General features: G+C 73.0%; 17 protein-coding genes and 1 pseudogene. 7 read left to right on the plus strand and 11 right to left on the minus strand.

The genetic code is table 11. The features are described from left to right. From ACFYWQ_RS33135 to tkt, 5 genes and pseudogenes are all read right to left on the minus strand, one after another. Window positions 1–425 (minus strand): annotated as a pseudogene (locus ACFYWQ_RS33135) (glucose-6-phosphate isomerase); the annotation flags it as partial. Window position 426: 1 nt separating this feature from the next. Then, window positions 427–1,353, minus strand: coding sequence for a glucose-6-phosphate dehydrogenase assembly protein OpcA (gene opcA / locus ACFYWQ_RS33140; protein ID WP_389521636.1), 927 nt, complete (start codon window positions 1,351–1,353; stop codon window positions 427–429). Further along, window positions 1,350–2,894 (minus strand): glucose-6-phosphate dehydrogenase, encoded by a 1,545-nt coding sequence (gene zwf / locus ACFYWQ_RS33145; protein ID WP_389521638.1) that lies wholly within the window; start codon window positions 2,892–2,894, stop codon window positions 1,350–1,352. The genes opcA and zwf overlap by 4 nt, the downstream gene beginning before the upstream one ends. Beyond that, the gene (tal, locus tag ACFYWQ_RS33150) at window positions 2,891–4,036 is read right to left on the minus strand and encodes a transaldolase (protein WP_389521640.1); all 1,146 of its coding nucleotides are present in this window, start codon (window positions 4,034–4,036) and stop codon (window positions 2,891–2,893) included. The genes zwf and tal overlap by 4 nt, the downstream gene beginning before the upstream one ends. A 19-nt stretch (window positions 4,037–4,055) precedes the next feature. Continuing rightward, on the minus strand, window positions 4,056–6,149 hold the full coding sequence (tkt, locus tag ACFYWQ_RS33155; RefSeq protein WP_389521641.1) for a transketolase: 2,094 nt from the start codon (window positions 6,147–6,149) through the stop codon (window positions 4,056–4,058). A 156-nt stretch (window positions 6,150–6,305) separates the two neighbouring features. On the opposite strand from tkt, the gene ACFYWQ_RS33160 reads away from it, so the two are divergent. After that, a complete protein-coding gene (locus ACFYWQ_RS33160) occupies window positions 6,306–7,217 on the plus strand; it encodes a helix-turn-helix domain-containing protein (RefSeq protein WP_389521643.1) in 912 nt (303 codons plus the stop codon). A gap of 55 nt (window positions 7,218–7,272) precedes the next feature. Here the strand turns inward: ACFYWQ_RS33160 and ACFYWQ_RS33165 are convergent, their stop codons facing one another. Next, on the minus strand, window positions 7,273–8,679 hold the full coding sequence (locus ACFYWQ_RS33165; protein WP_389521645.1) for a glycoside hydrolase family 16 protein: 1,407 nt from the start codon (window positions 8,677–8,679) through the stop codon (window positions 7,273–7,275). A 221-nt stretch (window positions 8,680–8,900) separates the two neighbouring features. Continuing rightward, the gene (locus tag ACFYWQ_RS33170) at window positions 8,901–11,255 is read right to left on the minus strand and encodes an ATP-binding protein (protein WP_389521646.1); all 2,355 of its coding nucleotides are present in this window, start codon (window positions 11,253–11,255) and stop codon (window positions 8,901–8,903) included. 453 nt (window positions 11,256–11,708) lie between these two features. On the opposite strand from ACFYWQ_RS33170, the gene ACFYWQ_RS33175 reads away from it, so the two are divergent. Continuing rightward, the gene (locus tag ACFYWQ_RS33175) at window positions 11,709–12,392 is read left to right on the plus strand and encodes a DUF4232 domain-containing protein (RefSeq protein WP_389521648.1); all 684 of its coding nucleotides are present in this window, start codon (window positions 11,709–11,711) and stop codon (window positions 12,390–12,392) included. Window positions 12,393–12,674: 282 nt separating this feature from the next. Here ACFYWQ_RS33175 and ACFYWQ_RS33180 read toward each other — a convergent pair whose 3' ends face one another. The 3 genes from ACFYWQ_RS33180 to ACFYWQ_RS33190 form a co-directional block, all read right to left on the minus strand. Beyond that, a complete protein-coding gene (locus ACFYWQ_RS33180) occupies window positions 12,675–13,976 on the minus strand; it encodes an Ig-like domain-containing protein (RefSeq protein ID WP_389521650.1) in 1,302 nt (433 codons plus the stop codon). 341 nt (window positions 13,977–14,317) lie between these two features. Continuing rightward, window positions 14,318–15,076 carry an IclR family transcriptional regulator gene (locus ACFYWQ_RS33185; RefSeq protein WP_389521652.1) on the minus strand — a complete coding sequence of 253 codons (759 nt, stop codon included), beginning with the start codon at window positions 15,074–15,076 and terminating at the stop codon, window positions 14,318–14,320. A 113-nt stretch (window positions 15,077–15,189) separates the two neighbouring features. Continuing rightward, a complete protein-coding gene (locus tag ACFYWQ_RS33190; protein ID WP_389522021.1) occupies window positions 15,190–15,615 on the minus strand; it encodes a MarR family winged helix-turn-helix transcriptional regulator in 426 nt (141 codons plus the stop codon). 244 nt (window positions 15,616–15,859) lie between these two features. On the opposite strand from ACFYWQ_RS33190, the gene ACFYWQ_RS33195 reads away from it, so the two are divergent. The 4 genes from ACFYWQ_RS33195 (at window position 15,860) to ACFYWQ_RS33210 (ending at window position 19,743) form a co-directional block, all read left to right on the plus strand. Next, window positions 15,860–16,777: an SDR family NAD(P)-dependent oxidoreductase gene (locus tag ACFYWQ_RS33195; RefSeq protein WP_389521654.1), complete on the plus strand. Its 918-nt coding sequence runs from the start codon at window positions 15,860–15,862 to the stop codon at window positions 16,775–16,777. An 11-nt stretch (window positions 16,778–16,788) separates the two neighbouring features. Continuing rightward, window positions 16,789–17,664: an amidohydrolase family protein gene (locus tag ACFYWQ_RS33200; RefSeq protein WP_389522022.1), complete on the plus strand. Its 876-nt coding sequence runs from the start codon at window positions 16,789–16,791 to the stop codon at window positions 17,662–17,664. Window positions 17,665–17,676: 12 nt separating this feature from the next. Then, window positions 17,677–19,182: an o-succinylbenzoate--CoA ligase gene (gene menE, locus ACFYWQ_RS33205; RefSeq protein WP_389521656.1), complete on the plus strand. Its 1,506-nt coding sequence runs from the start codon at window positions 17,677–17,679 to the stop codon at window positions 19,180–19,182. A gap of 105 nt (window positions 19,183–19,287) precedes the next feature. Continuing rightward, window positions 19,288–19,743 (plus strand): MaoC family dehydratase, encoded by a 456-nt coding sequence (locus ACFYWQ_RS33210; protein WP_389521658.1) that lies wholly within the window; start codon window positions 19,288–19,290, stop codon window positions 19,741–19,743. Window positions 19,744–19,780: 37 nt separating this feature from the next. On the opposite strand, the gene ACFYWQ_RS33215 is transcribed toward ACFYWQ_RS33210, so the two are convergent. Next, complete coding sequence (locus ACFYWQ_RS33215; protein WP_389521660.1) at window positions 19,781–21,448, minus strand: PHP domain-containing protein; 1,668 nt, start codon at window positions 21,446–21,448, stop codon at window positions 19,781–19,783. A 584-nt stretch (window positions 21,449–22,032) separates the two neighbouring features. Here ACFYWQ_RS33215 and ACFYWQ_RS33220 point away from each other — a divergent pair. Then, a complete protein-coding gene (locus tag ACFYWQ_RS33220) occupies window positions 22,033–23,376 on the plus strand; it encodes a 6-phospho-beta-glucosidase (RefSeq protein ID WP_389521661.1) in 1,344 nt (447 codons plus the stop codon). Window positions 23,377–23,379 lie beyond the last annotated feature (3 nt).

The raw sequence follows: 23,379 nt of genomic DNA on the forward strand, positions 1-23,379 counted from the left end.
GTGTGCCCGGTCCAGGCACCCGAGCGGACCCGGCCGGCGAAGTCCGCCATCTTGTCCAGCACCGCGTGCACCGCGGGGACCACGTTCTCCCCGTCGACCTCGACCACCGCGTCCCGCGGGGCCCGCAGCGCGGTGTGCAGCACCGCCCGCCGCTCGGTGGTGTTGATCCGCTCCCCGCGGAACATGGCGTCCCGCAGGCCGAACACACCGGTCGCGGCGGCGAGTTCCCGCAGCAGGGCGAGGGTCTCGTCGGTGATCAGGTTCTTGGAGTAGTCGATGCGCAGGTCACCGACGCGCACGACGTAGCGTTCCGCGCGCCCGGGGTCGGCGGCGAACAGTTCGCGCAGGTGCGGCAGCCCCTGGGCGCGGTGGTCCGCCAGGGCGGTCCACTCGGGCCGGCGGGTGAGCCGGGGGGTGTCGGACATCTCAGCCGTTCTCCTTGGTGCCCTCGCCGCGCAGGGCGACGGCGTACATCTCGTCCGCGTCGAGGCGCCTGAGCTCCTCCGCGATCAGTTCGGAGGTCGAGCGGATCTTCAGCGCGAGGGTGCGCGGGGGCTGGCCGGGCAGGGTCAGCGTGGCCAGCGGGCCCTCGGGGCGGTCGATGACGATCTCGCCGTTGTCGGTGCCGAGCCGTACGGCGGTGACGACCGGGCCCGCCGTCTCGACCCGCTCGACGGGGACGCCCAGCCGCGCCTCCAGCCAGCGGGCGAGCAGCTCCGCGCTCGGGTTCTCGGCCTCGCTCTCGACGGCCCCCGAGGTGATCGGCAGCCGCGCCTGGTCCAGGGCCGCCGCCAGCATCGAGCGCCAGGGCGTCAGCCGGGTCCACGCGAGGTCGGTGTCGCCGGGCGCGTAGGACTGCCGCCGGGCCTCCAGCGCGGCCAGCGGCCGCTCCACGGCGTACATGTCGGTGATCCGGCGCTGGGCCAGCGCGCCGAGCGGGTCCTTGGCGGGGTTCTCGGGCGCGTCCACCGGCCACCACACGACGACCGGCGCGTCCGGCAGCAGCAGCGGCAGGACGACGGAGTCGGCGTGGTCGGACACCTCGCCGTAGGTCCGCAGGATGACCGTCTCGCCGGTGCCGGCCTCGGAGCCCACCCGCACCTCGGCGTCCAGCCGCGACTGCGTGCGCTCCCGCGGGGTGCGGGCGTGCCGCTTGATGACGACCAGGGTGCGCGAGGGGTGCTCGTGCGAGGCCTGCTCGGCGGCCTTGTAGGCGTCGTAGGCGTTCTCCTCGTCCGTGACGATGACCATCGTCAGGACCATGCCCACGGCCGGTGTGCCGATGGCGCGGCGGCCCTGCACCAGCGCCTTGTTGATCTTGCTTGCCGTGGTGTCGGTCAGGTCGATCTTCATGGCCTGCGCCAGCTCCGTCCGTCTCGTGCGAGCATCTCGTCGGCTTCCTCGGGGCCCCAGCTGCCCGCCGGGTACGTGGCCGGCCTGCCGTGCGTGGCCCAGTGGTCCTCGATCGGGTCGAGGATCCTCCAGGACTCCTCCACCTCCTGGTGGCGCGGGAACAGGTTGGCGTCACCGAGCAGCACGTCCAGGATGAGGCGTTCGTACGCCTCGGGGCTGGACTCCGTGAAGGACTCGCCGTACGCGAAGTCCATCGTCACGTCCCGGATCTCCATCGAGGTGCCCGGCACCTTGGAGCCGAAGCGGACGGTGACGCCCTCGTCGGGCTGGACGCGGATGACGATGGCGTTCTGGCCGAGTTCCTCGGTGGCCGTCGTGTCGAACGGGGAGTGCGGCGCCCGCTGGAAGACGACCGCGATCTCGGTGACGCGGCGGCCCAGGCGCTTGCCGGTGCGCAGGTAGAACGGGACGCCCGCCCAGCGGCGGTTGTCGACGTTCAGCCGGACGGCCGCGTACGTGTCCGTCGTGGAGGCGGGGTCGATGCCGTCCTCCTCCAGGTAGCCGCGCACCTTCTCGCCGCCCTGCCAGGCGCCCACGTACTGCGCCCGCACGGTGTGCTCGCCGAGGTCCTCCGGGAGCTTCACGGCCTTGAGGACCTTCAGCTTCTCGGTGAGCAGCGAGTCCGCGTCGAAGGAGGCGGGCTCCTCCATCGCGGTGAGCGCCATCAGCTGGAGCAGGTGGTTCTGGATGACGTCACGGGCCGAACCGATGCCGTCGTAGTAGCCCGCGCGGCCGCCGATGCCGATGTCCTCGGCCATCGTGATCTGCACGTGGTCGACGTACGAGCGGTTCCAGATCGGCTCGAACATCTGGTTGGCGAAGCGCAGCGCCAGGATGTTCTGGACGGTCTCCTTGCCCAGGTAGTGGTCGATGCGGAACACCTGGTCGGGCTCGAACACGTCGTGCACGATCGCGTTCAGCTCCCGGGCGCTCGCCAGGTCGTGGCCGAACGGCTTCTCGATGACCGCCCGCCGCCACGAGCCCTCGGGCGCGTTGGCCAGGCCGTGCTTCTTCAGCTGCTCGACGACCTTCGGGAAGAACTTCGGCGGCACGGACAGGTAGAAGGCGAAGTTGCCGCCGGTGCCGCGCGAGGCGTTCAGCTCCTCGACCGCGTCGCGCAGCTGCTTGAACGCGGTGTCGTCGTCAAAGTCGCCGGGGATGAACCGCATGCCCTCGGCGAGCTGCTGCCAGACCTCCTCGCGGAACGGCGTCCGCGCGTGCTCGCGCACCGCGTCATGGACGACCTGCGCGAAGTCCTGGTCCGCCCAGTCGCGGCGGGCGAATCCGACGAGCGAGAAGCCCGGCGGCAGCAGACCCCGGTTGGCGAGGTCGTAGACGGCCGGCATCAGCTTCTTGCGGGACAGGTCGCCGGTCACGCCGAAGATGACGAGCCCGGACGGTCCGGCGATCCGGGGCAGGCGCCGGTCGCGGGGATCCCGCAGTGGGTTCACCCAGGTACCGGCGGTGGGTGCCGTGCTCATTCCGCGTCAACTCCCTTGCTGTTCAGCGACTTCGTGACCGCGTCCAGAAGGTCCTGCCACGCGGCCTCGAACTTGGCGACACCCTCGTCCTCCAACCGGGTGACCACCTCGTCGTAGGAGATGCCGAGCTTCTCCACCGCGGCGAGGTCGGCGCGGGCCTGGGCGTAGCCGCCCGTCACCGTGTCGCCGGTGATCGCGCCGTGGTCGGCGACGGCGTCGAGGGTGGCCTCCGGCATGGTGTTCACGGTGCCGGGGGCGACCAGGTCGTCCACGTACAGCGTGTCCTTGTACGCCGGGTCCTTCACCCCGGTGGACGCCCACAGCGGACGCTGCTTGTTGGCCCTGGCTCCGGCGAGGGCCGTCCAGCGGTCGCCCGCGAAGACCTCCTCGTACGCCGCGTAGGCGAGGCGGGCGTTGGCGAGCGCCGCCCGGCCCTTCAGCGCCAGGGCCGCGTCGGTGCCGAGGACCGTCAGACGCTTGTCGATCTCGGCGTCGACGCGGGAGACGAAGAAGGAGGCGACGGAGTGGATCGCCGACAGGTCCCGGCCCGCCGCCTGCGCCTTCTCCAGACCGGCCAGGTAGGCGTCCATGACCTCGCGGTAGCGCTCCAGCGAGAAGATCAGCGTGACGTTGACGCTGATGCCCAGCCCGACGACCTCGGTGATCGCCGGGAGGCCGGCCTTCGTCGCCGGGATCTTGATCATGACGTTGGGGCGGTCGACGAGCCAGGCGAGCTGCTTGGCCTCGGCGATCGTGGCCGCCGTGCGGTGGGCGAGGCGGGGGTCGACCTCGATGGAGACCCGGCCGTCCCGGCCGCCGGTGGCGTCGTGCACCGGACGCAGGACGTCGGCGGCCGCGCGTACGTCGGCGGTCGTCATCATCCGTACGGCCTCGTCGACGGTGACGCCCCGCTCCGCCAGCTCGGCGAGCTGCTCCTCGTAGCCCTCTCCGGAGCCGATGGCGGCCTGGAAGATGGACGGGTTGGTGGTGACGCCCACGACGTGCCGGCCGGCGACGAGTGCGGCGAGGTTGCCGGACGTGATCCGCTTGCGCGACAGGTCGTCCAGCCAGATCGACACGCCTTCGTCGGAGAGGCGCTTGAGTGCTCCCGCGGAGGCGGATGCTTCGGTCACAATGATCATCTTCTTTCTGGCGATCGGATCAACCACGCGCGGCGGCCGGCTCGGTAGTTGAATTGAATACAGCCGTGGCTGCTGCGGCGACGTTCTCGGCGGTGAAGCCGTACTCGGCGAACAGGGTCCCGGCGTCGGCGGAGGCGCCGAAGTGCTCCAGGGAGACGATGCGGCCCGCGTCCCCCACGAATCGGTACCACGTCAGGGCGATGCCCGCCTCGACGGCGACGCGGGCCTTCACGGACGGCGGCAGGACGCTGTCGCGGTAGGCGGCCGGCTGCTCCTCGAACCACTCCACGGACGGCATCGACACCACCCGGGTGCCGATCCCCTCGGCCTCCAGCAGCTCACGGGCCGCGACGGCGAGCCGCACCTCGGAGCCGGTGGCGATCAGGACGACGTCCGGGGTGGCCGTCGAGGACTCGGCCAGGACGTAACCGCCGCGTGCCGTGTCCTCGTTCGGCGCGTAGGTCGGCACGCCCTGCCGGGTGAGGGCGAGGCCGTGCGGGGCGGGCTTGGTGGAGTGGCGCCGGAGGATCTCGGCCCAGGCGATCGCGGTCTCGTTGGCGTCGGCCGGGCGGACCACGTTCAGGCCGGGGACGGCGCGCAGGGAGGCGAGGTGTTCGACGGGCTGGTGGGTGGGGCCGTCCTCGCCCAGGCCGATGGAGTCGTGGGTCCACACGTAGGTCACCGGCAGCTGCATCAGCGCGGACATGCGGACCGCGTTGCGCATGTAGTCGGAGAAGACGAGGAAGGTGCCGCCGTAGACGCGCGTGTTGCCGTGCAGGGCGATGCCGTTCATCTCCGCGGCCATCGCGAACTCGCGGATGCCGAAGTGGACGGTACGGCCGTAGGGGTCCGCCTCGGGCAGCGGGTTGCCGGCCGGGAGGAACGACGACGTCTTGTCGATCGTGGTGTTGTTCGAGCCCGCGAGGTCGGCGGAGCCGCCCCACAGCTCGGGGATCACCGCGCCGAGCGCCTGGAGCACCTTTCCGGAGGCGGCGCGGGTGGCGACCGGCTTGCCGGGCTCGAAGACCGGCAGCTTCTCCTCCCAGCCCTCCGGGAGCCGGCCCGCGACGACCCGGTCGAACAGCTCCGCCCGCTGCGGGTGGGCGTCGCGCCAGGCGGCGACCCGCTTGTCCCAGGCGGCGTGCGCCTCGGCGCCCCGGTCGAGGGCGGCCCGGGTGTGGGCGAGGACCTCGTCGGCGACCTCGAAGGTCCGCTCCGGGGCGAAGCCGAGGACGCGCTTGGTGGCGGCGACCTCCTCCTCGCCGAGCGCCGAGCCGTGGGAGGCCTCGGTGTTCCGCGCGTTCGGGGCCGGCCAGGCGATGATCGTGCGCATGCCGATGATGGAGGGCCGCCCGGTCTCCGCCCGCGCCGCCTCCAGCGCCGTGTACAGGGCGTGGACGTCGATGTCGCCGTTCTCCGCGGGCTCGATGCGCTGGGTGTGCCACCCGTAGGCCTCGTACCGCTTCAGGACGTCCTCGGAGAAGGCGGTCGCGGTGTCGCCCTCGATGGAGATGTGGTTGTCGTCGTAGAGGAGGACGAGGTTGCCGAGCCGCTGGTGGCCGGCGAGGGAGGAGGCCTCGGCGGAGACGCCCTCCTGGAGGTCGCCGTCGGAGACGATCGCCCAGACGGTGTGGTCGAAGGGCGACTCGCCCTCGGCGGCGTCCGGGTCGAACAGGCCGCGCTCGTAGCGGGCGGCCATCGCCATGCCGACGGCGTTGGCCAGGCCCTGGCCCAGCGGGCCGGTGGTGGTCTCGACGCCGGCCGTGTGCCCGTACTCGGGGTGACCGGGCGTCTTCGACCCGTGCGTGCGGAACGCCTTGAGGTCGTCCAGCTCCAGCTCGTAGCCGGCCAGGTAGAGCTGGGTGTAGAGGGTCAGCGAGGTGTGGCCCGGGGAGAGGACGAAGCGGTCACGTCCCGTCCACTCGGGGTCCGCCGGATCGTGCCGCATCACCTTCTGAAAGATCGTGTACGCGGCGGGCGCCAGGCTCATGGCGGTGCCGGGGTGGCCGTTGCCCACCTTCTGCACGGCATCCGCGGCCAGCAGGCGCGCGGTGTCGACGGCACGCCGGTCGAGTTCGGTCCATTCGAAGCTGTCCGGTGTCTGCGTGCTCATCTTCAAGAAGTCCTCGGTCCGAGCGAAGCTGCTGGTCTGACGCGTTCAAAAGTAAAAGTCTGACTTTTTCGACGGAAGGTCCCTGTGTGTCAGGCTGTGGTGAAAGTGGGACACCCCGGTGGGTCCGGGGCGCGGACGAGGTGGCACGGGACGGACATGGCGGACACAACGGTCCAGGACGGCGGTGGGATCGGCGGTGGGGCCGGCGGCGGGATCAGGACCTTCCCCTTCCCGGTCGACCGCAGCGTCGGCGGGGTGGGCATGCAGGTCGGCCCGATGGGCACCGGCCGCACCTGGCACGCCGACGTGCCCCTGGACCGGGTGCACCGGATCGACTTCCACGTCGTACTGCTCTTCACCGACGGTCCCGTCCGTCACATGGTCGACTTCACCGAGTACGAGGCGGCGGCGGGTGACGTGCTGTGGATCCGCCCGGGTCAGGTCCACCGCCTCTCGAAGTCGAGCGAGTACCGCGGAACCGTCCTCACCATGCAACCCGGCTTCCTGCCCCGCGCCACGGTCGAGGCCACCGGCCTGTACCGCTACGACCTGGCGCCCCTGCTCCACCCCGACGCGGCCCAGTGGGACGGCCTGCGCGCGGCCCTCGCCCAACTGCGACGCGAGTACGAGGACGACTCCACCCTGCCCCTGAGCCTGCACACCGCGGTGCTGCGGCACTCCCTGACCGCGTTCCTGCTGCGCCTGGCGCATCTGGCGGCCAGCTCCGCGGAGGCGGCCCGCCGCCGGGCGGACACCACCTTCACCCTGTTCCGGGACGCCGTGGAGCGCGGCTTCGCCACCAACCACAGCGTCAGCGCCTACGCCGACGCGCTCGGCTACTCCCGCCGCACCCTGGTGCGGGCGGTCCGTGCCGCGACCGGCGAGACGCCCAAGGGCTTCATCGACAAGCGGGTCGTCCTGGAGGCGAAGCGGCTGCTGGCCCACACCGAACTGCCGATCGGCCGGGTCGGCGCGGCGGTGGGCTTCCCCGACCCGGCGAACTTCTCCAAGTTCTTCCACCAGCACACGGACACGACTCCGGCGGCGTTCCGCGCGGAACTGCGCTGAACGCCGCCGGGCCGGTCCCTCCGCGGCCGCCGCGGTCCCGCCGGCCGCCGTGCTCTCAGTGGCCGAAGTCGAACCAGTTCACGTTGACGAAGTCCGACGGCTGACCGCTGGTGAAGGTCAGGTAGACGTCGTGGGTGCCGGTGACCGAGGTGATGTTCGCCGGGACGGTCCGCCACGACTGCCAGCCGCCCGTGGAGGCCACCGCGAAGCTGCCGACGGGCGCGTTGCTCCGGCTGTCCAGGCGTACCTCGACCAGCCCGCTCACGCCGGCCGCCGCGCCGCTCGCGACCCGGCCGTAGAACTGGGTGGCCGCCGTGGAGCCGAAGTCCACGCCCTGGAAGAGCGCCCAGTCGCCGTTGGCCAGGGAGCCGATGTTCTGCCCGCCGCCGGTGTCGGTGGTGGTCTCGGTGCTCACGCCGGACTGGCCGTCGTAGGACTCGGCCTGGATGGCGGCGTAGGCGTCACGGCCGCCGGTCGGGGGAGGCGTGGTGCCGCCGCCGTCGCCCGAGGCCTGGAGCACCTGTACGTAGTCCACCACCATGGGGACGCCGGAGCGGGTGTCGGCGTCGAGGCCACCGCCGAAGGCGTCGGGGAAGCCGCCGCCCATCGCCACGTTCAGGATGATGAAGAAGCCGTGGTCGGTGGCGTTGTTCCAGGTCGTGGCGTCGACCTGGTTCGCGGTGACGGTGTGGAAGGTCACGCCGTCGACGGAGAAGCGGATCGCCTCGGGGGTCACCGAGCGGTCCCACTCCAGCGTGTACGTGTGGAAGCCGGACTGGCAGGTGGTGTTCGGACACGCGGTGGTGTTGCCGATGCCGCTGGTCTCGTTGCACGGGCCGCCCGGGCTGGTGCCGCAGTGGATCGTCGACCACACCTGGTTCAGGCCCTGGACGTTCTCCATGATGTCCAGTTCACCGACGGACGGCCAGTTCTGGTAGTTGCCGCGGTAGGGGGCGCCCAGCATCCAGAACGCCGGCCAGTAGCCCTCGGCCGCCGTGCCGGTGACGTTCGGCATCTGCAACCGGGCCTCCACGCGCAGCTTGCCGCCGGACGGGGGCTGGAAGTCGGTGCGGTTGGTCTCGATACGGCCCGAGGTCCAGTTGCCGGCGGAGTCGCGCAGCGGCGTGATGCGCAGGTTGCCGTTGCCGTCGAGCGAGACGTTGCCCGTGCTGTTCGTCATCGTCTCGACCTCGCCGGTGCCCCAGTTGGCGGGGCCTCCCGGGTACGAGGTGCCGGTGGCGTACTGCCAGTCGGCGGTGTCGACGCCGGTGCCCGCGGCGCCGTCGAAGTCGTCCAGGAAGACCTGCGTCCAGCCCGAGGGGGGTGTGGGCGCGGAGGCGTTCGCGGACGGGGAGGCGACCGTGGCCGCGGCCGCCGCGAGGGCGAGCGTGCCGACGGCGGCGACGAGCGCCCGCCGGAGCGGGCGCCGTCGTCTGCGGGGGGTGCCGGAGGTGTCACTCATGGGTGTGCCTCTCGGGTACGGAGTGGGGTGTGCGGGGGCTTCGGGCAGCGCTCCGGGGACCGTCTGAGAGCGCTCTCAAAGTGGCCCCCAATGTGCTCCCGGGCACTCCGGCCGTCAAGAGGTGAAACAGGGAAAGTCCGTTGCCCGTCAGTGAGTTCACTCCGTGAATGGGGGCGAATCGGCCGGGCGTCGCGACGGCGCGGAGATCCGTCAGAGGCGCCCTAGCCGGGCCGGCCGGTGGTCAGTTCGTCGAGTGCCAGCAGTGCGGCGGCGGCGTCGCCCTGGAGCGGACTCCTCAGCGCGGCGAGGGCGTCCCGGGCCGCGAGCAGTGTCCGGCGGGCCTCCGGATGACGCAGCGCGCTCAGCACACGGCCCAGGTCGAGCCGGGCCGGTTCGGTCCAGGTCGGGCTCTGCGCGGCCTCGAAGTGCGCCAGGGCCCGGCGCAGCGGCGCCTCCGCCTCGTGCCATCGGCCCAGGGCCGCCAGGTCGTTCCCGATCTGCTGGTGGGCGACGGCCTGGTACATCGCGGCCAGCTCGTCGGGCAGCCCCGAGGTGCCGGCCTCGCAGAGCCGCGCACTGCGGCGGTGGATGTCCAGCGCCTCGTCCGCCCGGCCGGCCTGGCGCAGGTAGGTGCCGAGGGAGTTGAGGACCGTGAGCTCGGCCAGCCGGGCCTGCGGGGAGGACTGCGCGCCGAAGCAGCGGGCGGCCTCGCGCAGGCGCGCATGGGATTCCTCCGCCCTGCCCAGCCGGTGCAGGGCGCCGGCGCCGTAGCCGAGCGCCCAGCCCACCTGGAGTTCGTCCTCGCCGGCACGGGCCGCCACGAGCGCGGCGTCGGCGGTCGTCAGGGCGGCGTGGGAATCCTGGACGCAGAGGTTGTAGGCCCAGGCGAGGTAGTTCAGGTGGACCGCCTCCTCCCGTGTGCTGCCCAGGGCGCGGGCCGCGTCGGCGGAGCGCCGGAACACCTCCACCCACAGCTCCCAGTGCTGGTTGAGGTCGGAGAACCAGTGCATCGCCTCCGCCGTGTCCACGACCTGCCGGTGGTCACCGGCGTCGTGAGCACGACGCAGCGCGGCGAGCCACTGGAAACGCTCGGCCTCCAGCCAGGCCCGCGCCTCCTCCCGGCCGACGGGCGCTCCGGCGGGGTCCGGGTCGCCGTGCGGGGCGTCCTGGTGGTGCTCGGCATCGAAGCGGAGGGCGGCGGCGGTGGCCCGGCGCAGCATCCACCGGGCGGCCCGGTCCAGCGCGGCCTCCCGCTCCGACGGGCCGTCCTCGGCTTCCGTCAGCTCGGCGGCGTACAGCTTGAGCAGGTCGTGGAACCGGTGGCGTTCGGCGACGGGGTCGCTCTGCAACAGCCCGGCGTCGGTCAGTTCCTCGGCGCAGGCGACCGCGTCGGCGTGGGGCAGGCCGGCCAGGAGTGCCACGGTCTCGGGGCTGAAGTCGGGTCCGGCGGCCAGCGAGGCGCGGCGCAGGAAGGTCCGTGTCCGCGGCGGCAGCTGACGGTACGACAGCGCGAAGGCGGCGCGCACCCGTAGGTCCCCGGCCTCGAGGCCGTCCAGGCGCCGCCCCTCGGCGGTGAGCCGGGCGACGAGCTTGCCGAGGCGCTCGTGCGGCCTGCTCAGGAGTCGCTGGCCCGCGATCCGGACGGCCAGCGGCAGGTGTGCGCACAGGTCGGCCAGGTCGCGGGCGGCCTGGGCCTCCGCCCGGACCCGTTCCGGGCCGACGATGCGGGTGAGGAGTTCGACCGCTTCCTCGCGCCGCAGCAGGGCCAGGTCGGTCCGGTGCACCGATTCCAGGCCCGGCAGGGCGTTCCTGCTGGTGACGATCGTCAGCGACGGGCCGTCGCCGGGCAGCAGGGGACGGACCTGGGACTCGTCGGCGGCGTTGTCCAGGAGCAGCAGCACCCGCCGGTCACCGGCCACGGACCGCCACAGGCCGGCCCGGTCGTCCGTGTCGGCCGGGATCGCGGCGTCGGCGACGCCCGACGCCCGCAGCAGCCTGGCGAGCGCGTCGCGCGGTGTGGTCGGCTCGGGATCCATGCCGTGCAGGTCGAGGGCGTACTGCCCGTCCGGGAAGCGCGGCGCGAGCCGGTGCGCGGCGTGCACCGCGAACGCGGTCTTGCCGAGACCCGGCTGGCCCGCGACCACGTTCACGACCGCACGGGTGGGGCCGGCGTGTTCGGCCAGGTCCAGGAGGCGGGCGAGGGCGGTGCCGCGGGCCGTGAAGTCATGGATGTCGCGCGGCAGGGCCAAGGCGGTGTGGACGGCCGGTGCGGAGGCCGGTGCGGAGGCCGGTCCGGAGGCCGGTGCGGAGGCCGGTCCTGAGGCTGTCCGAGGACGGCCCAGGGCGGCGGCCTTCTCCAGCCGTTCGGCGGTGGCGTCGTCCAGTCCGAGCCCTTCGGCCAGTGCCTGCACGGTGCGGCGCTGCGGTCCGCGGGTCCGCCCCCGTTCCATGTCCGCCAACGCGCGCACGCTCACGCCGCAGACGTGGGCCAGCGCCTCCTGGCTGAGTCCGGCGCGCGTCCGCAGGGCGCGCAGCTGCTGCCCGAAGTCCCCCGTGGCGGGTGTGCCACTCCACACAGTCGATGTCCCCGATCCCCGGACCCGTCCGCACGCGAGCCCCGGCAGAAGTATGGCCGACGGTACTTCTGCCGGTTGAACCGCCTGGGCCGCCGACCCGGGGCGTGATCGACTGAAGGCGGGCGAGGGACGGACCGATGCGCTCCCGCCCCATGTGGTCCGCGTCCGCGCGGACCGCTGGCCGTCACACGGGGGATCTCACATGAACAGCACCACGGAGCGGTTCTCTGCCCTACGGGAACGCCGACGGCGTGCAGCCGCGTGGCCTGCCGGCCGATGAACGACGGCGCGCACTCCGACGCGCGTCTCCACCCCGTCCGCACGTTCGTTTACACGCCGGCGCCCGGTCATCGTCCGGGCAAGGGCGGCCGCGAACCGAGGAACGGCGGCAGCTCGACAGACGGCCGACGGCAGCACGCCGCGGCCCCGCACCACTGACAGGGAACCATCTCCATGAACGCACTGCGTCACCGCTCCGCCCTGCTCGCCGCCGCGGGCACGGCAGTCCTCGCGCTGTCCCTGACCGCCTGCCAGGACGACACGGACGCCGCGTCGGCGTCGGGGGCGACTGCTTCGGCGGCAGCCGGGGCGGCTCAGGGACAGGCGACCGGCTCCACGGCCGCGGCCGGCTCGGCGGAATCCGACGGGTCCTCCGACGCCGAGGGGTCCACCGGCGCGAGCGGCTCCGGCACGACCGACGCACAGGCCTCCACCAGCACCCCGGTCTGCACCGCGGGCGACGTCGCCGTCACCGCCGCCCTCCAGGACGGCCCGCCCTACACCCACATCGTCCTGACGGCGAAGAACACCTCCGGCGGCTCCTGCCGGCTGACGGGCTTCCCGCACATCCAGTTCCTGGAGAGCCACAAGCAGGACGTCCCGGAGGTGGCCAAGAGCAAGCCGGCCGCGCCGGTCGTCCTCCAGGCGGGCGAACCGGCCTACGCCCTGGTGAAGCTCTCGGACGGCGGCACCGACGAGGAGAACGAGCCCGTCTCGGCGTTCTCCGTCCAGCTCGACGGCGACTCCACCGTCATCGCCGTCACCGCGCCCGGCAGCGAGGGCATCGCCGTCGACCCGGCGGCGGCCCTCACCGGCTACTGGACGCCCGAACTGCGCAACGGCGCCGACGACTTCTAGGGCCTGTCGTTCGGATCAGGTCGCGGGACGCCGACGGTGCCGTGTCAATCGGGCGAGCGGGGTCTGGTGCGTGCGGCTGCAAGGCGGAGGAGGGCGTCGACGCGATGGGGGTCCCTCCCGCGCGAGCGCAGCCGAGCGTGGGGGAGTCGGCAACCGACGACAACGCCGCAGACGTGCGTGCCAGACCCCGCGTCCGCGGCATGATCCGAACGACAGGCCCTAGGTCCCGCTGCCACCTTCCCGTCCTCGCCCGCCGGCGTGGACGGGAAGGTCACGACGGGTCTAGAGCGCGCTGCCCGCCTTCCAGTCGGCCCAGGACATGTTCCAGCCGTTGAGGCCGTTGCCCGGATCGACGGTGGACCTGGTCGAGTTCTCGACGACCACCACGTCGCCGAGCATCGAGCTCTCGTAGAACGCGTAGCCGGCCACGGAGCCGTCGGCCGCGCCCTGCGCGTCCCGCAGGCCGATGCAGCCGTGGCTGGTGTTCTCGCCGCCGAACACCGAGGCCGACGCCCAGTAGTTGCCGTGGATGAAGGTGCCGGAGGAGGTCAGGCGCTGGGCGTGCGGCACGTCCTCGATGTCGTACTCGTCGCCGAGGCCGATCGTGGAGGACTCCATCCGGGTCTCCCGGAACCGCTCGCTGATCACCATGATCCCGGACCAGGTGGGGTGCTCGGCGTCACCGCCGCTGACGGGATAGGTGGCGACGGTCGCGCCGCCCCGCCGCACCACCATCTCCTTCGCGGCGAGGTCCACCGTGCTGATCTGCTCGCGGCCGATGTGGAACGTGACGTCCTTCGACTGGGTGCCGTAGACGCCGCTCGCGCCCTCGACGTCCTTCAGCCGCAGGGAGAGCGTGACGGTCGTGCCGGCCGCCCAGTACGTCTCCGGGCGGAAGTCCAGCCGGGTGTCGCTGAACCAGTGGCCCACGACCTCGACGGCCGGGGAGGCGGTCACCGTGATCGCCTTCTGCACGGCCGCCTTGTCCGTCACGGCGTGCGTGAAGTTGACCGAGACCGGCATGCCTACGCCGGAGGTGGAGCCCGCCTCGGGGGTGAAGGCGCCGATGAAGGTGGCGCCGGGCGACTTGGTCTTGAAGGTCGTCGTCTGCGCCTCGGCGCCGTCCGCCTGCGCGGTGACCGTGTACTTGGTGCCCGAGGAGGGGTTGCGGGCCGACGTCCACCGGGTGCGGGTGTCGTCGTAGGAGCCCGTCAGGGTGGAGCCGTCGTTGCCGGTCACCGTCACGGAGGTGAGGGTGCCGTCCGTCACGGTCACCTCCACCGGGCTGGTGAAGGCTGCCTTCTTCGTGCCGTCCGCGGGGGAGACCGAGATCACCGGGGGCCGCGCGGCGGAGACCTGTGCGGTCGGGGTGGCCGTCGCCCGGGCCGCCTCCGTCTGCGCCGCCGTCTGCTGGGTCACCTGGGACGCCCGCGATCCGGCCGTCGTCCCGGGGGTGCCCGCCGACGCCGTGCCGCAGCCGGCGAGCGCGACGGCCGGTACGGCACCGAGCGCGGCCAGCACACCACGCCGCGACCACCTCCCCGGCTGCTGCTCGGACCGGTTCGATATGTGCGGGACGCCCACGACACGCCTTCCTCAGATGTCCATCTTTGCGCCTGCATCATGCGACTTCTTCCTGGGTGAATCCTTTGAATCGTCGGTAAGGAATCTGAGATTCCGGTGAGGACGGCTGCCGGAGGGGCGATCGGGAGGGGCTGCCGGAGGGTCGAGCAGGACTGGCTGCCGGAGGGTGGACCGGGAGGGGCTGCCGGGGGGTCGAGCAGGAGCGGCCGCCGGAGGGTGGACCGGGGCGGGCTGCCGGAGGGTGGACCGGGACGGGCCGCCGGAGGTCCGACCACGACCGGCCGCCGGAGGGCCGGCCGGGGCGGGATGCCGGAGGCCCGCCCGGACCCGGTCGCCCGGTGTCACGGGGCGGCCGGGTCCGGCTGCCAGCCCAGTGCGCGGGAGATCCCGCGCGCCGCGAGCCGCACGGCCGGCACCAGCACCGGCACCCGCGCGTCCGCGTAGGGCACGACCACCGACACGGCGGCGGTCACCGCGCCGCCCGGGCCGCGCACCGGGGCGGCCACCGATACGGCGTCGTCGGTGACCTGGCGGCTGCTCACCGCCACCCCGGAGCGCCGGACCTCGGCCAGCACCCGGCGCAGTCGCGCCCGGTCGGTGATCGTGTGGCCGGTGTAGGCGCACAGCGGTGACGCGCAGTAGGCCTCCTGGAGGTCCGGTCCGCCGTGCGCCAGCAGGACGAGACCGACGCCGGTGACGTGCAGCGGCCAACGGGCGCCGACGCGGATGCGGACGCCGACCGCCGCACGGCCGGAGAGCCACTCGGTGTAGACGACCTCGGTGCCGTCCCGCACCGCCAGCTGCACGTTCTCGTGCGTGGCCTCGTACAGGTCCTCCAGGTAGGGGAGCGCGACCTGGCGCAGGGCGAGGCCGCGCGGGGCGAGTGCCGCGACCTCCCACAGGCGCAGCCCCACGTGGTAGGCGCCGGACCCGTCCCGCTCCAGGGCGCCCCAGCCGGTGAGGGCGGTCACCAGGCGGTGGGCGGTCGTCAGGCTCAGCCCGGCCCGTCGGCTGATGTCGGTGAGGGACAGCGCCGGGTGCGCGTGGTCGAACGCGGCGAGCACGGACAGCAGCCGGTCGGGCGCGGAGCGGGCGGTCATGGCCAGGGGTTCCTCGACTTCACTGTCACGGTGCCGGACTTGTCACGGTGCCGGATCCCGGTCTCCGGTGAAGTTAGGCAGCCGCCGCCCGCCCGTCAATCGTGGGCACGCCCTCAGCCCAGGCCGTCCTCCGCGACGCGCAGCAGCAGGGCGTGCAGCGTCTCGCGTTCGGCCGGGCCGAGCGCGGCCAGCAGGTCGTTGGTGACCCGCAGGCCCGCCTCGTCGGTGCCGCGCAGGAAGGCGCGCCCGTCCTCGGTGAGGACGACGATCCGGCTGCGGCGGTCGTCCGGGGCCGGGCGCCGCTCGGCGAGGCCCAGCTTCTCCAGGTCGTCCACCAGGCCGACGATGGCGCTCGGGTCGTAGCCGAGCCGTGCGCTCAGTTCGCGCTGGAGCGCGCCCTCGGTGCCGGCCAGGAACCGCAGCACCGCGTAGTGGCGCAGGCGCAGCCCCGACTCGTGCAGGAACGTGTTGAACAGCTGACCCGAGCGCAGGCCCAGGCGGTAGAGCAGGTAGCCGGTGTCCGCGTGCAGCCCGCGCATCCACGGCTCGTCGGCGTCGATCGGTGCGGCGTTCACGGCGTCGGGCTGGCGGGCGATGGCGGGCTCCCCGGTGTCGGGCCCCGGACGGGGCGGTGCGTCGTGCGCAGTCCAGCATGGCCCACCCGCGGGGAGACAACAACTATTGACGACAACAATTATTGCTCTTAGCTTCGATCTCGAAGCCGCACCCCGCGTCTCCGAGCAGAGCAGAACCTCCCGTGTCACCGCGTGAAGGGACTCACCCGTGCCCAGCATCGATCTCACCGGCAAGGCCGCCGTCGTCACCGGCAGCGGCCGGGGCCTCGGCCTCGCCTACGCGCACGCCCTGGCCGCGCACGGCGCGTCCGTGGTCGTCAACGACGTCGACGAGGCGGTCGCCGAGCAGGCCGTGAAGTCGATCACCGAAGCGGGCGGCACCGCCGTCGCCGAGGTGGTCCCGGTCGGCACCGCCGAGGCCGCCGACCGGCTCGTGAACCGTGCCGTCGAGGAGTTCGGCCGGCTGGACGTCCTGGTCACCAACGCCGGCATCCTGCGCGACAAGGTGCTGTGGAAGATGACCGACGACGACTTCGACGCCGTGATCGCCACTCACCTCAAGGGCACCTTCACCTGCGCCCGCGCCGCCGCCGTACGGATGCGCGAGCAGGGCGAGGGCGGCACGCTGATCCTGGTCGGCTCCCCGGCCGGCCAGCGCGGCAACTTCGGCCAGACCAACTACGCCGCCGCCAAGGCCGGCATCGCCGCGTTCGCCCGCACCTGGTCCATGGAGCTGGGGCGCGCCGGCATCACCGTCAACGCCATCGTCCCGGTCGCCGCAACCGCGATGACCGAGACCATCCCCGCCTTCGCGCCGTACGTCGAGGCGATGCGCCACGGCGAGCCGCTGCCGGACTTCCTGCGCAAGGGCGAGGGCTTCGGCACGCCCGAGGACTGCGCCGCCCTGGTGCCGTTCCTGGCCTCCGAGGCCGCCCGCGGGATCACGGGCCAGGCCATCGGCATCGGCGGCGACAAGGTGGCACTCTGGTCGCACCCGCAGGAGATCCGCGCGGCCTACGCCGACGGCGGCTGGACCCCCGAGACGCTGGCCGACGCCTTCCCCACGTCGGTGGGCGCCGAACTCCAGACGGTCGGCATCCCCGCGCCCAAGGTTCCGGGGGCGTGATGACCCACTCCCTGAACGTCGACGAACTGGTCGCCATCGACGTCCACACCCACGCGGAGGTCTCCTCGAAGGGGCACGCCTCCCTGGACGACGACCTCCACGAGGCCTCCTCCGCCTACTTCAAGGTCGAGGGCAAGCGGAAGCCGAGCCTCGAGGAGACGGCCGCCTACTACCGCGAGCGGAACATGGCCGCCGTGATCTTCACCGTGGACGCCGAGTCCGCGACCGGCACGGCCCCCGTCCCCAACGAGGAGGTCGCCGAGGCGGCCGCAGCCAACGCCGACGTCCTCATCCCCTTCGCCTCCATCGACCCCTTCCGGGGGAAGGCGGGCGTGAAGCAGGCCCGGCGCCTGGTGGAGGAGTACGGGGTGAAGGGCTTCAAGTTCCACCCCAGCATCCAGGGCTTCTTCCCCGACGACCGGTCGGTGGCGTACGGCCTGTACGAGGTGATCGAGGAGACCGGCACCATCGCCCTGTTCCACACCGGCCAGACCGGCATCGGCGCCGGCGTGCCCGGCGGGGGCGGCATCCGGCTGAAGTACTCCAACCCGCTGCACGTCGACGACGTCGCCGCCGACTTCCCGCACCTGAAGATCATCCTGGCGCACCCGTCGTTCCCCTGGCAGGACGAGGCCCTCGCAGTCGCCACCCACAAACCCGGCGTGCACATCGACCTCTCCGGCTGGTCGCCGAAGTACTTCCCCCCGCAGCTCGTGCAGTACGCCAACACCCTGCTGAAGGACAAGGTCCTCTTCGGCTCCGACTTCCCCGTCCTCACCCCCGACCGCTGGCTCGCCGACTTCGCCAAGCTGACGATCAAGGACGAGGTCAGGCCGAAGATCCTCAAGGAGAACGCCGCCCGCCTGCTCGGGCTGACCACACCGTAAGGGGCGTCACCGATGCGCAACGAGGGACTGGGATCGTGGCCCGCACGCCGGGCCCGCAAGACCCCCCACCGCACCGCCCTGGTCCACGGCGAGCGGTCGACCGACTACCGCACCCTGCACACGCGTACCACCCGGCTGGCCCACGCCCTGCGCGCCCGGGGCGTGCGCCGCGGCGACCGCATCGCCTACCTCGGCCCGAACCACCCCTCCTACCTGGAGACCCTGTTCGCCGCCGGCACGCTCGGCGCGGTCTTCGTCCCCCTCAACACCCGTCTGACCGGCCCCGAGATCGCCTACCAGCTCGCCGACTCCGGCGCCAAGGCCCTCCTCCACGCCCCCTCGCACACCGGCCTGGTCGCCGGACTGCCCGGCAGCACCGACGTACGGACGTACCTCGAGGTCGGCGCCGAGTACGAGGCGGCGCTGGCGTCGGCCGCCGAGGAGCCGATCGACGAGCCCGTCGGCGCCGACGACACCTGCATCATCATGTACACCTCGGGCACGACCGGCCGGCCCAAGGGCGCCATGCTCACCCACGGCAACCTGATCTGGAACGCCGTCAACGTCCTCGTCGACACCGACCTGATCGCCGACGACCGCGCCCTGGTCTCCGCGCCGCTGTTCCACACGGCCGGCCTGAACATGCTGACGCTGCCGGTGCTGCTGAAGGGCGGCACCTGCGTCCTGGTCGAGGCGTTCGACCCGGAGACCACCTTCGACCTCGTCGAACGGCACCGCGTCACGTTCATGTTCGGCGTGCCGACCATGTTCGACCGGATCGCCCGCCACCCGCGCTGGGCCGACGCCGACCTGTCCTCCCTGCGCATCCTCACCTGCGGCGGCTCCCCGGTCCCCACCCCGCTGATCGAGGCCTACCAGCGCCGCGGCCTCACCTTCCTCCAGGGCTACGGCATGACCGAGGCCGCCCCCGGGACCCTCTTCCTGGACGCCGAGCACGCCGTCGCCAAGGCGGGCTCGGCGGGCGTGCCGCACTTCTTCAGCGACGTCCGGGTCGTCCGGCCCGACCTGGCGCCCGTCGAGCCGGGGGAGACCGGCGAGGTCGTCGTGCGCGGACCGCACGTCATGCCCGGCTACTGGGGCCTGCCCGAGGAGACGGCCGCCTCCTTCACCGACGGCTGGTTCCGCAGCGGGGACGCCGCCCGGGTGGACGACGACGGATACGTCTACGTCGTCGACCGCATCAAGGACATGATCATCTCGGGTGGGGAGAACGTCTACCCCGCCGAGATCGAGGACCTGCTCCTCGCCCACCCCGACATCGTCGAGTGCGCGGTCATCGGCGTGCCCGACGAGGAGTGGGGCGAGGTGCCGCGCGCGGTGGTCGTCCCCCGCGAGGGCGCCGCGCTCGACCCCGACGAGGTGCTGGCCGGCCTCTCCGGCCGGCTCGCCAAGTACAAGATCCCCAAGTCGGCGGTGGTCGCGGACGCACTCCCGCGCACCGCCTCCGGCAAGCTCCTGAAGTCCCGGGTGCGCCGGCGCTACGGCGACGGCTCCTGACGACTCCTCACTCCTCCTCCCACCTCTCGGCCCTTCCCGGCAACTCCCACCGACTCCCACCGACTCCCACCGACTCCCACCGACTCCTGACGAAGGAACGATTCCATGAGCATCACCGTCGACGGTCTCGACGCACTGAAGAAGCTGGCCGGCAGCGACCTGGGCACCAGCGAGTGGATCGAGGTCACCCAGGAACGCGTCGACACCTTCGCCGACGCCACCGGCGACCACCAGTGGATCCACGTGGACCCCGAACGCGCCAAGGACGGCCCGTTCGGCGCCCCCATCGCGCACGGCTACCTCACGCTCTCCCTCTTCATCCCGCTCTTCACCGAACTGCTCGACGTCCGCGGCGTCACCACGAAGGTCAACTACGGCCTGGACAAGGTGCGCTTCCCGTCCCCCGTGACGGTGGGCTCACGCGTACGCCTGGCCGCCCGGCTGACCGAGGTCGCGGACGTGCCCGGGGGCGTGCAGATCACCGTCGACGGCACGATCGAGATCGAGGGCGGGACGAAGCCGGCCGCGGCGCTGCGGAGCCTGTCCCGCTTCTACGCGTGAGCCCGCTTCTACGCGTGAGCCCTCCCGGCGGGCGCGCTCAGCCCACGACGTCCACGAAGACCGGGTTGGAGTAGAACCAGGTGTCGGCCCACGGGTCGCCGTCCCCCGGCGTGTGCGGGACCGGCCCGTGCGGGTCGACGGCGGCGCCCAGGTACCCGGCGCCGTGCCGGTTGCCGTCGCTGCCGCGCAGCCGTACGTAGAAGGACTCGTCGCCGGCGGTCAGCGGGACGCGCAGGGTGTACCTCCCCGTACGGCCGCCGACGTCCCGGGTCGCGACGACCCTGGTGTCCGGCGCCCGCCAGGCGTCGCGGTCGGCGGCCGGGCCGCGCACCGCGCCGCGGATGACGTCCACGTGCGCCAACTCCGGCAGGATTCCCTGCGGGTTGGGCCGGGAGGCGGTGGTGACGGTGACGCTCAGGGTGAGCCGCTCACCCCTGCGCACCCGCAGCCGGCCGCCGAGGGTGACGCCCCGGCCGTGGTCGCGCTCGCGCGTCAGCCGCACCTCCAGCCCGTCCAGCAGGTGCCCGTGGTCCACCCAGACCCGGCCCGCGCGCAGGCCCGCCATCACCGGGCGGTAGCCGTGCCGGGTGACGCCGACGTGCGTGCGGCTGAACTGGCCGGGCCAGAAGTCGCTGCCGGGCTGCGCGGTGCCGGTGTCCACCGGGTCCGGCAGCCGGCCGGTGTCGTCGAAGGTCCGGCCCGCCGGCCAGTCGCCGTTGCGCAGGGTGTCGAAGACGACCCGGTGCGCGTCGGAGTTCGAGGTGACGGAGAACAGCCCGCCCTCGGCCAGCAGCGCGTCCCACAGCCCGCCGACCGTCGCCGTCGCCCAGTCGAACCCGCCGTAGGTGAGGTAGGCGTCCGCCGGGTAGCCCGCCCAGGACTGGGCGGAGGGCTTGTTCTCGTACTCGCCCCGGACGGAGGCGGTGCCGCGCAGGCCCGGGATCGCCGCGCCCTGGGCGCCCGGCGCGCCCTCCATGCCGATCACGATGCCGGGGGCCGCGTCCCGCCAGCCGCGGATCTCGTGCGGGGAGTCGATGCCCAGGCGCATCGGATGGTTGGCGAGCACGAGGACGTCGTCGACGTAGCCGGTGCGCCGCTGCTCGGCGAGCCAGCGGAGGGCCGCGACGGCGTGGGCCTCGTAGCGGGCGGTGTCCGCGGCGCCGGCGGCGCCCTCCGTGTACCCGAGGAGCTTGCCGTCGTAGGCGTTCTCGAACCGGGTGAGCAGGTCGACCTCGTGCGGACCGGGGGCGGCGAAGACCGTGGCGTGCTCGGCGGCCGGGATGTACCACTCCAGGCCCTGGAAGATCAGCTGGCGGGGGTTCTCCGCGCGGGCCCTGACGATGTCGTCGTGCTCCAGCGGCGCCCCGTACCGGGCGTGCCCGACGTTGGAGTGCTCGGTGAACACCATCCAGTCGAGCCCGTACCCGGCGCCCGCCGCGGCCAGCTGCGAGAACGTGTACTTGGCGTCGTGGCTGTAGACGGAGTGGACGTGGTGGTCGCCGACGAGGTAGGCCAGCCGCGGGTCCTCACCGCCGAGGTGCCGTCCGGCGGCCGACGCGGGCGCCGCGGTGGCCGACCCGAGCGCGAACGAGGCACCGAACAGGCCCGCGGCCCGCAGGAGCCGGCGCCTGGAGGCGCCCTGCGGGTCGAGGGCGGCGGGGGAGACGGACGGGTCGGCCCAGACGGGCAGCTGCTGCTCGGTCATGACTCTCTTTCGACATGCGCGGGGGCGCCGACGGCGGTGCCACGGCCGTCGGGGAGCCCGGCGGCTCCGTACCCGGCCGGTCGTCCGTCGTGCACATGCCGGAGGATCGCCCGGCACCGGAACTCCCCGGTGAACCCACCCTGAAGCCCCGGCATGGCAGAGAAGGCGGCCCGGCGACGGTGACCATGGCCCTGACCGGGGACAACGAGTAGCGTTCACGGCGTGCCGGTGGAGCGACGCCGCCACCGATCCGTCCTGCGAGGGGTCGTAGACGTGGAGGTTCGGCTGGAGTGGTCTGGGCCGGTCGGCCTGGCTGTGGTGGCCCGGACTGGTCGGTTTGGCTGTGGTGGCCAGGGCCCGGCGGTGATCGCCGCGCCGGTGGGCGGTCGTGGTGGCCTGGCGGATGGTCGTGGTGGCCGGGCGGATGGACGTGGCGCGCGGCCCCTTCCCGGCGGCCGCTGATGGACGCGGCCGCGCGGCCCCCTCCCCGGCGGCTGGCGACGAACGAGGCGAGCGGCCCCCTTCCGGGCGGCCGGTCATGGCGAGGCGGGGTGCGAGGTGCTCCCGGTGGGAAAGGTGCAGGCGTGAAACTGACGATTCTGGGCGGTGGCGGGTTCCGCGTGCCGCTCGTGTACGGAGCGCTCCTCACCGACCGCGCCGAGGGCCGGGTCACCGACGTCGTCCTGCACGACCTGGACGCGGGCCGGCTGCACGCGGTCGCCCGGGTGCTGGCCGAGCAGGCGGCCGGTGTGCCGGACGCCCCCCGCGTGACCACCACGACCGACCTGGACGAGGCCCTGCGCGGCGCCGCCTTCGTCTTCTCCGCGATCCGCGTCGGCGGCCTCCAGGGCCGCGCCGACGACGAACGCGTGGCCCTCGCCGAGGGTGTCCTCGGGCAGGAGACGGTCGGCGCCGGGGGCATCGCCTTCGGCCTGCGGACGGTCCCCGTCGCCGTCGGCATCGCGCGGCGCGTCGCCCGCCTCGCCCCCGACGCCTGGGTCATCAACTTCACCAACCCGGCCGGCCTCGTCACCGAGGCCATGTCCCGTCACCTGGGCGACCGCGTCATCGGCATCTGCGACTCCCCGGTCGGCCTCGGCCGCCGTCTCGCCCGGGTGCTCGGCGCGAACCCGCGCGACGCCTTCGTCGACTACGTCGGCCTCAACCACCTGGGCTGGGTGCGCGGCCTGCGCGTGGCCGGCCGCGACGAACTCCCGCGGCTGTTCGCCGACCCCGACCTGCTCGGCTCCTTCGAGGAAGGCAGACTGTTCGGCGCCGACTGGCTCCGCTCGCTCGGCGCGGTCCCCAACGAGTACCTGCACTACTACTACTTCAACCGGGAGGCCGTCCGCGCCTACCGGGAGGCCGAGCGGACCCGGGGCGCCTTCCTGCGCGACCAGCAGGCCCGCTTCTACGAGGAGATGCGCGACCCGGCCGCGGCCGCGCTGCCCGCCTGGGACCGCACCCGCGCCGAGCGGGAGGCCACCTACATGGCCGAGAACCGGGAGACGGCCGGCGCGGGGGAGCGCGAGGCCGACGACCTCTCCGGCGGCTACGAGAAGGTGGCCCTCGCCCTGATGCGGGCCATCGCCCGCGACGAGCGCACCACCCTGATCCTCAACGTCCGCAACCGGAACACGCTCGCGGCGCTGGACTCCGAGGCCGTGATCGAGGTTCCCTGCCTGGTCGACGCCAACGGGGCGCACCCGGTGGCCGCGGCCCCGCTGCCCGGCCACGCCACCGGCCTGGTCTGCTCGGTGAAGGCGGTCGAGCGGGAGGTGCTCGCCGCCGCGGAGTCCGGCTCCCGGGCCACCGCGGTGAAGGCCTTCGCGCTGCACCCGCTGGTCGACTCGGTCGGCGTGGCCCGCCGGCTCGTGGACGGATACACCGCCGTACATCCGGGCTTGGCCTACCTTAGGCACCGGTAGGGA

This window comes from Streptomyces sp. NPDC003247 (assembly GCF_042888135.1).
Taxonomy (GTDB): domain Bacteria; phylum Actinomycetota; class Actinomycetes; order Streptomycetales; family Streptomycetaceae; genus Streptomyces.

What these genes read in the sequence shown, in the direction of transcription:
- opcA (WP_389521636.1), bottom strand. Translation starts at nt 1,353, where the DNA reads ATGAAGATCGACCTGACCGACACCACGGCAAGCAAGATCAACAAGGCG.
- zwf (WP_389521638.1), bottom strand. Translation starts at nt 2,894, where the DNA reads ATGAGCACGGCACCCACCGCCGGTACCTGGGTGAACCCACTGCGGGAT.
- tal (WP_389521640.1), bottom strand. Translation starts at nt 4,036, where the DNA reads ATGATCATTGTGACCGAAGCATCCGCCTCCGCGGGAGCACTCAAGCGC.
- tkt (WP_389521641.1), bottom strand. Translation starts at nt 6,149, where the DNA reads ATGAGCACGCAGACACCGGACAGCTTCGAATGGACCGAACTCGACCGG.
- ACFYWQ_RS33160 (WP_389521643.1), top strand. Translation starts at nt 6,306, where the DNA reads ATGGCGGACACAACGGTCCAGGACGGCGGTGGGATCGGCGGTGGGGCC.
- ACFYWQ_RS33165 (WP_389521645.1), bottom strand. Translation starts at nt 8,679, where the DNA reads ATGAGTGACACCTCCGGCACCCCCCGCAGACGACGGCGCCCGCTCCGG.
- ACFYWQ_RS33175 (WP_389521648.1), top strand. Translation starts at nt 11,709, where the DNA reads ATGAACGCACTGCGTCACCGCTCCGCCCTGCTCGCCGCCGCGGGCACG.
- ACFYWQ_RS33185 (WP_389521652.1), bottom strand. Translation starts at nt 15,076, where the DNA reads ATGACCGCCCGCTCCGCGCCCGACCGGCTGCTGTCCGTGCTCGCCGCG.
- ACFYWQ_RS33190 (WP_389522021.1), bottom strand. Translation starts at nt 15,615, where the DNA reads ATGCGCGGGCTGCACGCGGACACCGGCTACCTGCTCTACCGCCTGGGC.
- menE (WP_389521656.1), top strand. Translation starts at nt 17,677, where the DNA reads ATGCGCAACGAGGGACTGGGATCGTGGCCCGCACGCCGGGCCCGCAAG.
- ACFYWQ_RS33210 (WP_389521658.1), top strand. Translation starts at nt 19,288, where the DNA reads ATGAGCATCACCGTCGACGGTCTCGACGCACTGAAGAAGCTGGCCGGC.
- ACFYWQ_RS33215 (WP_389521660.1), bottom strand. Translation starts at nt 21,448, where the DNA reads ATGACCGAGCAGCAGCTGCCCGTCTGGGCCGACCCGTCCGTCTCCCCC.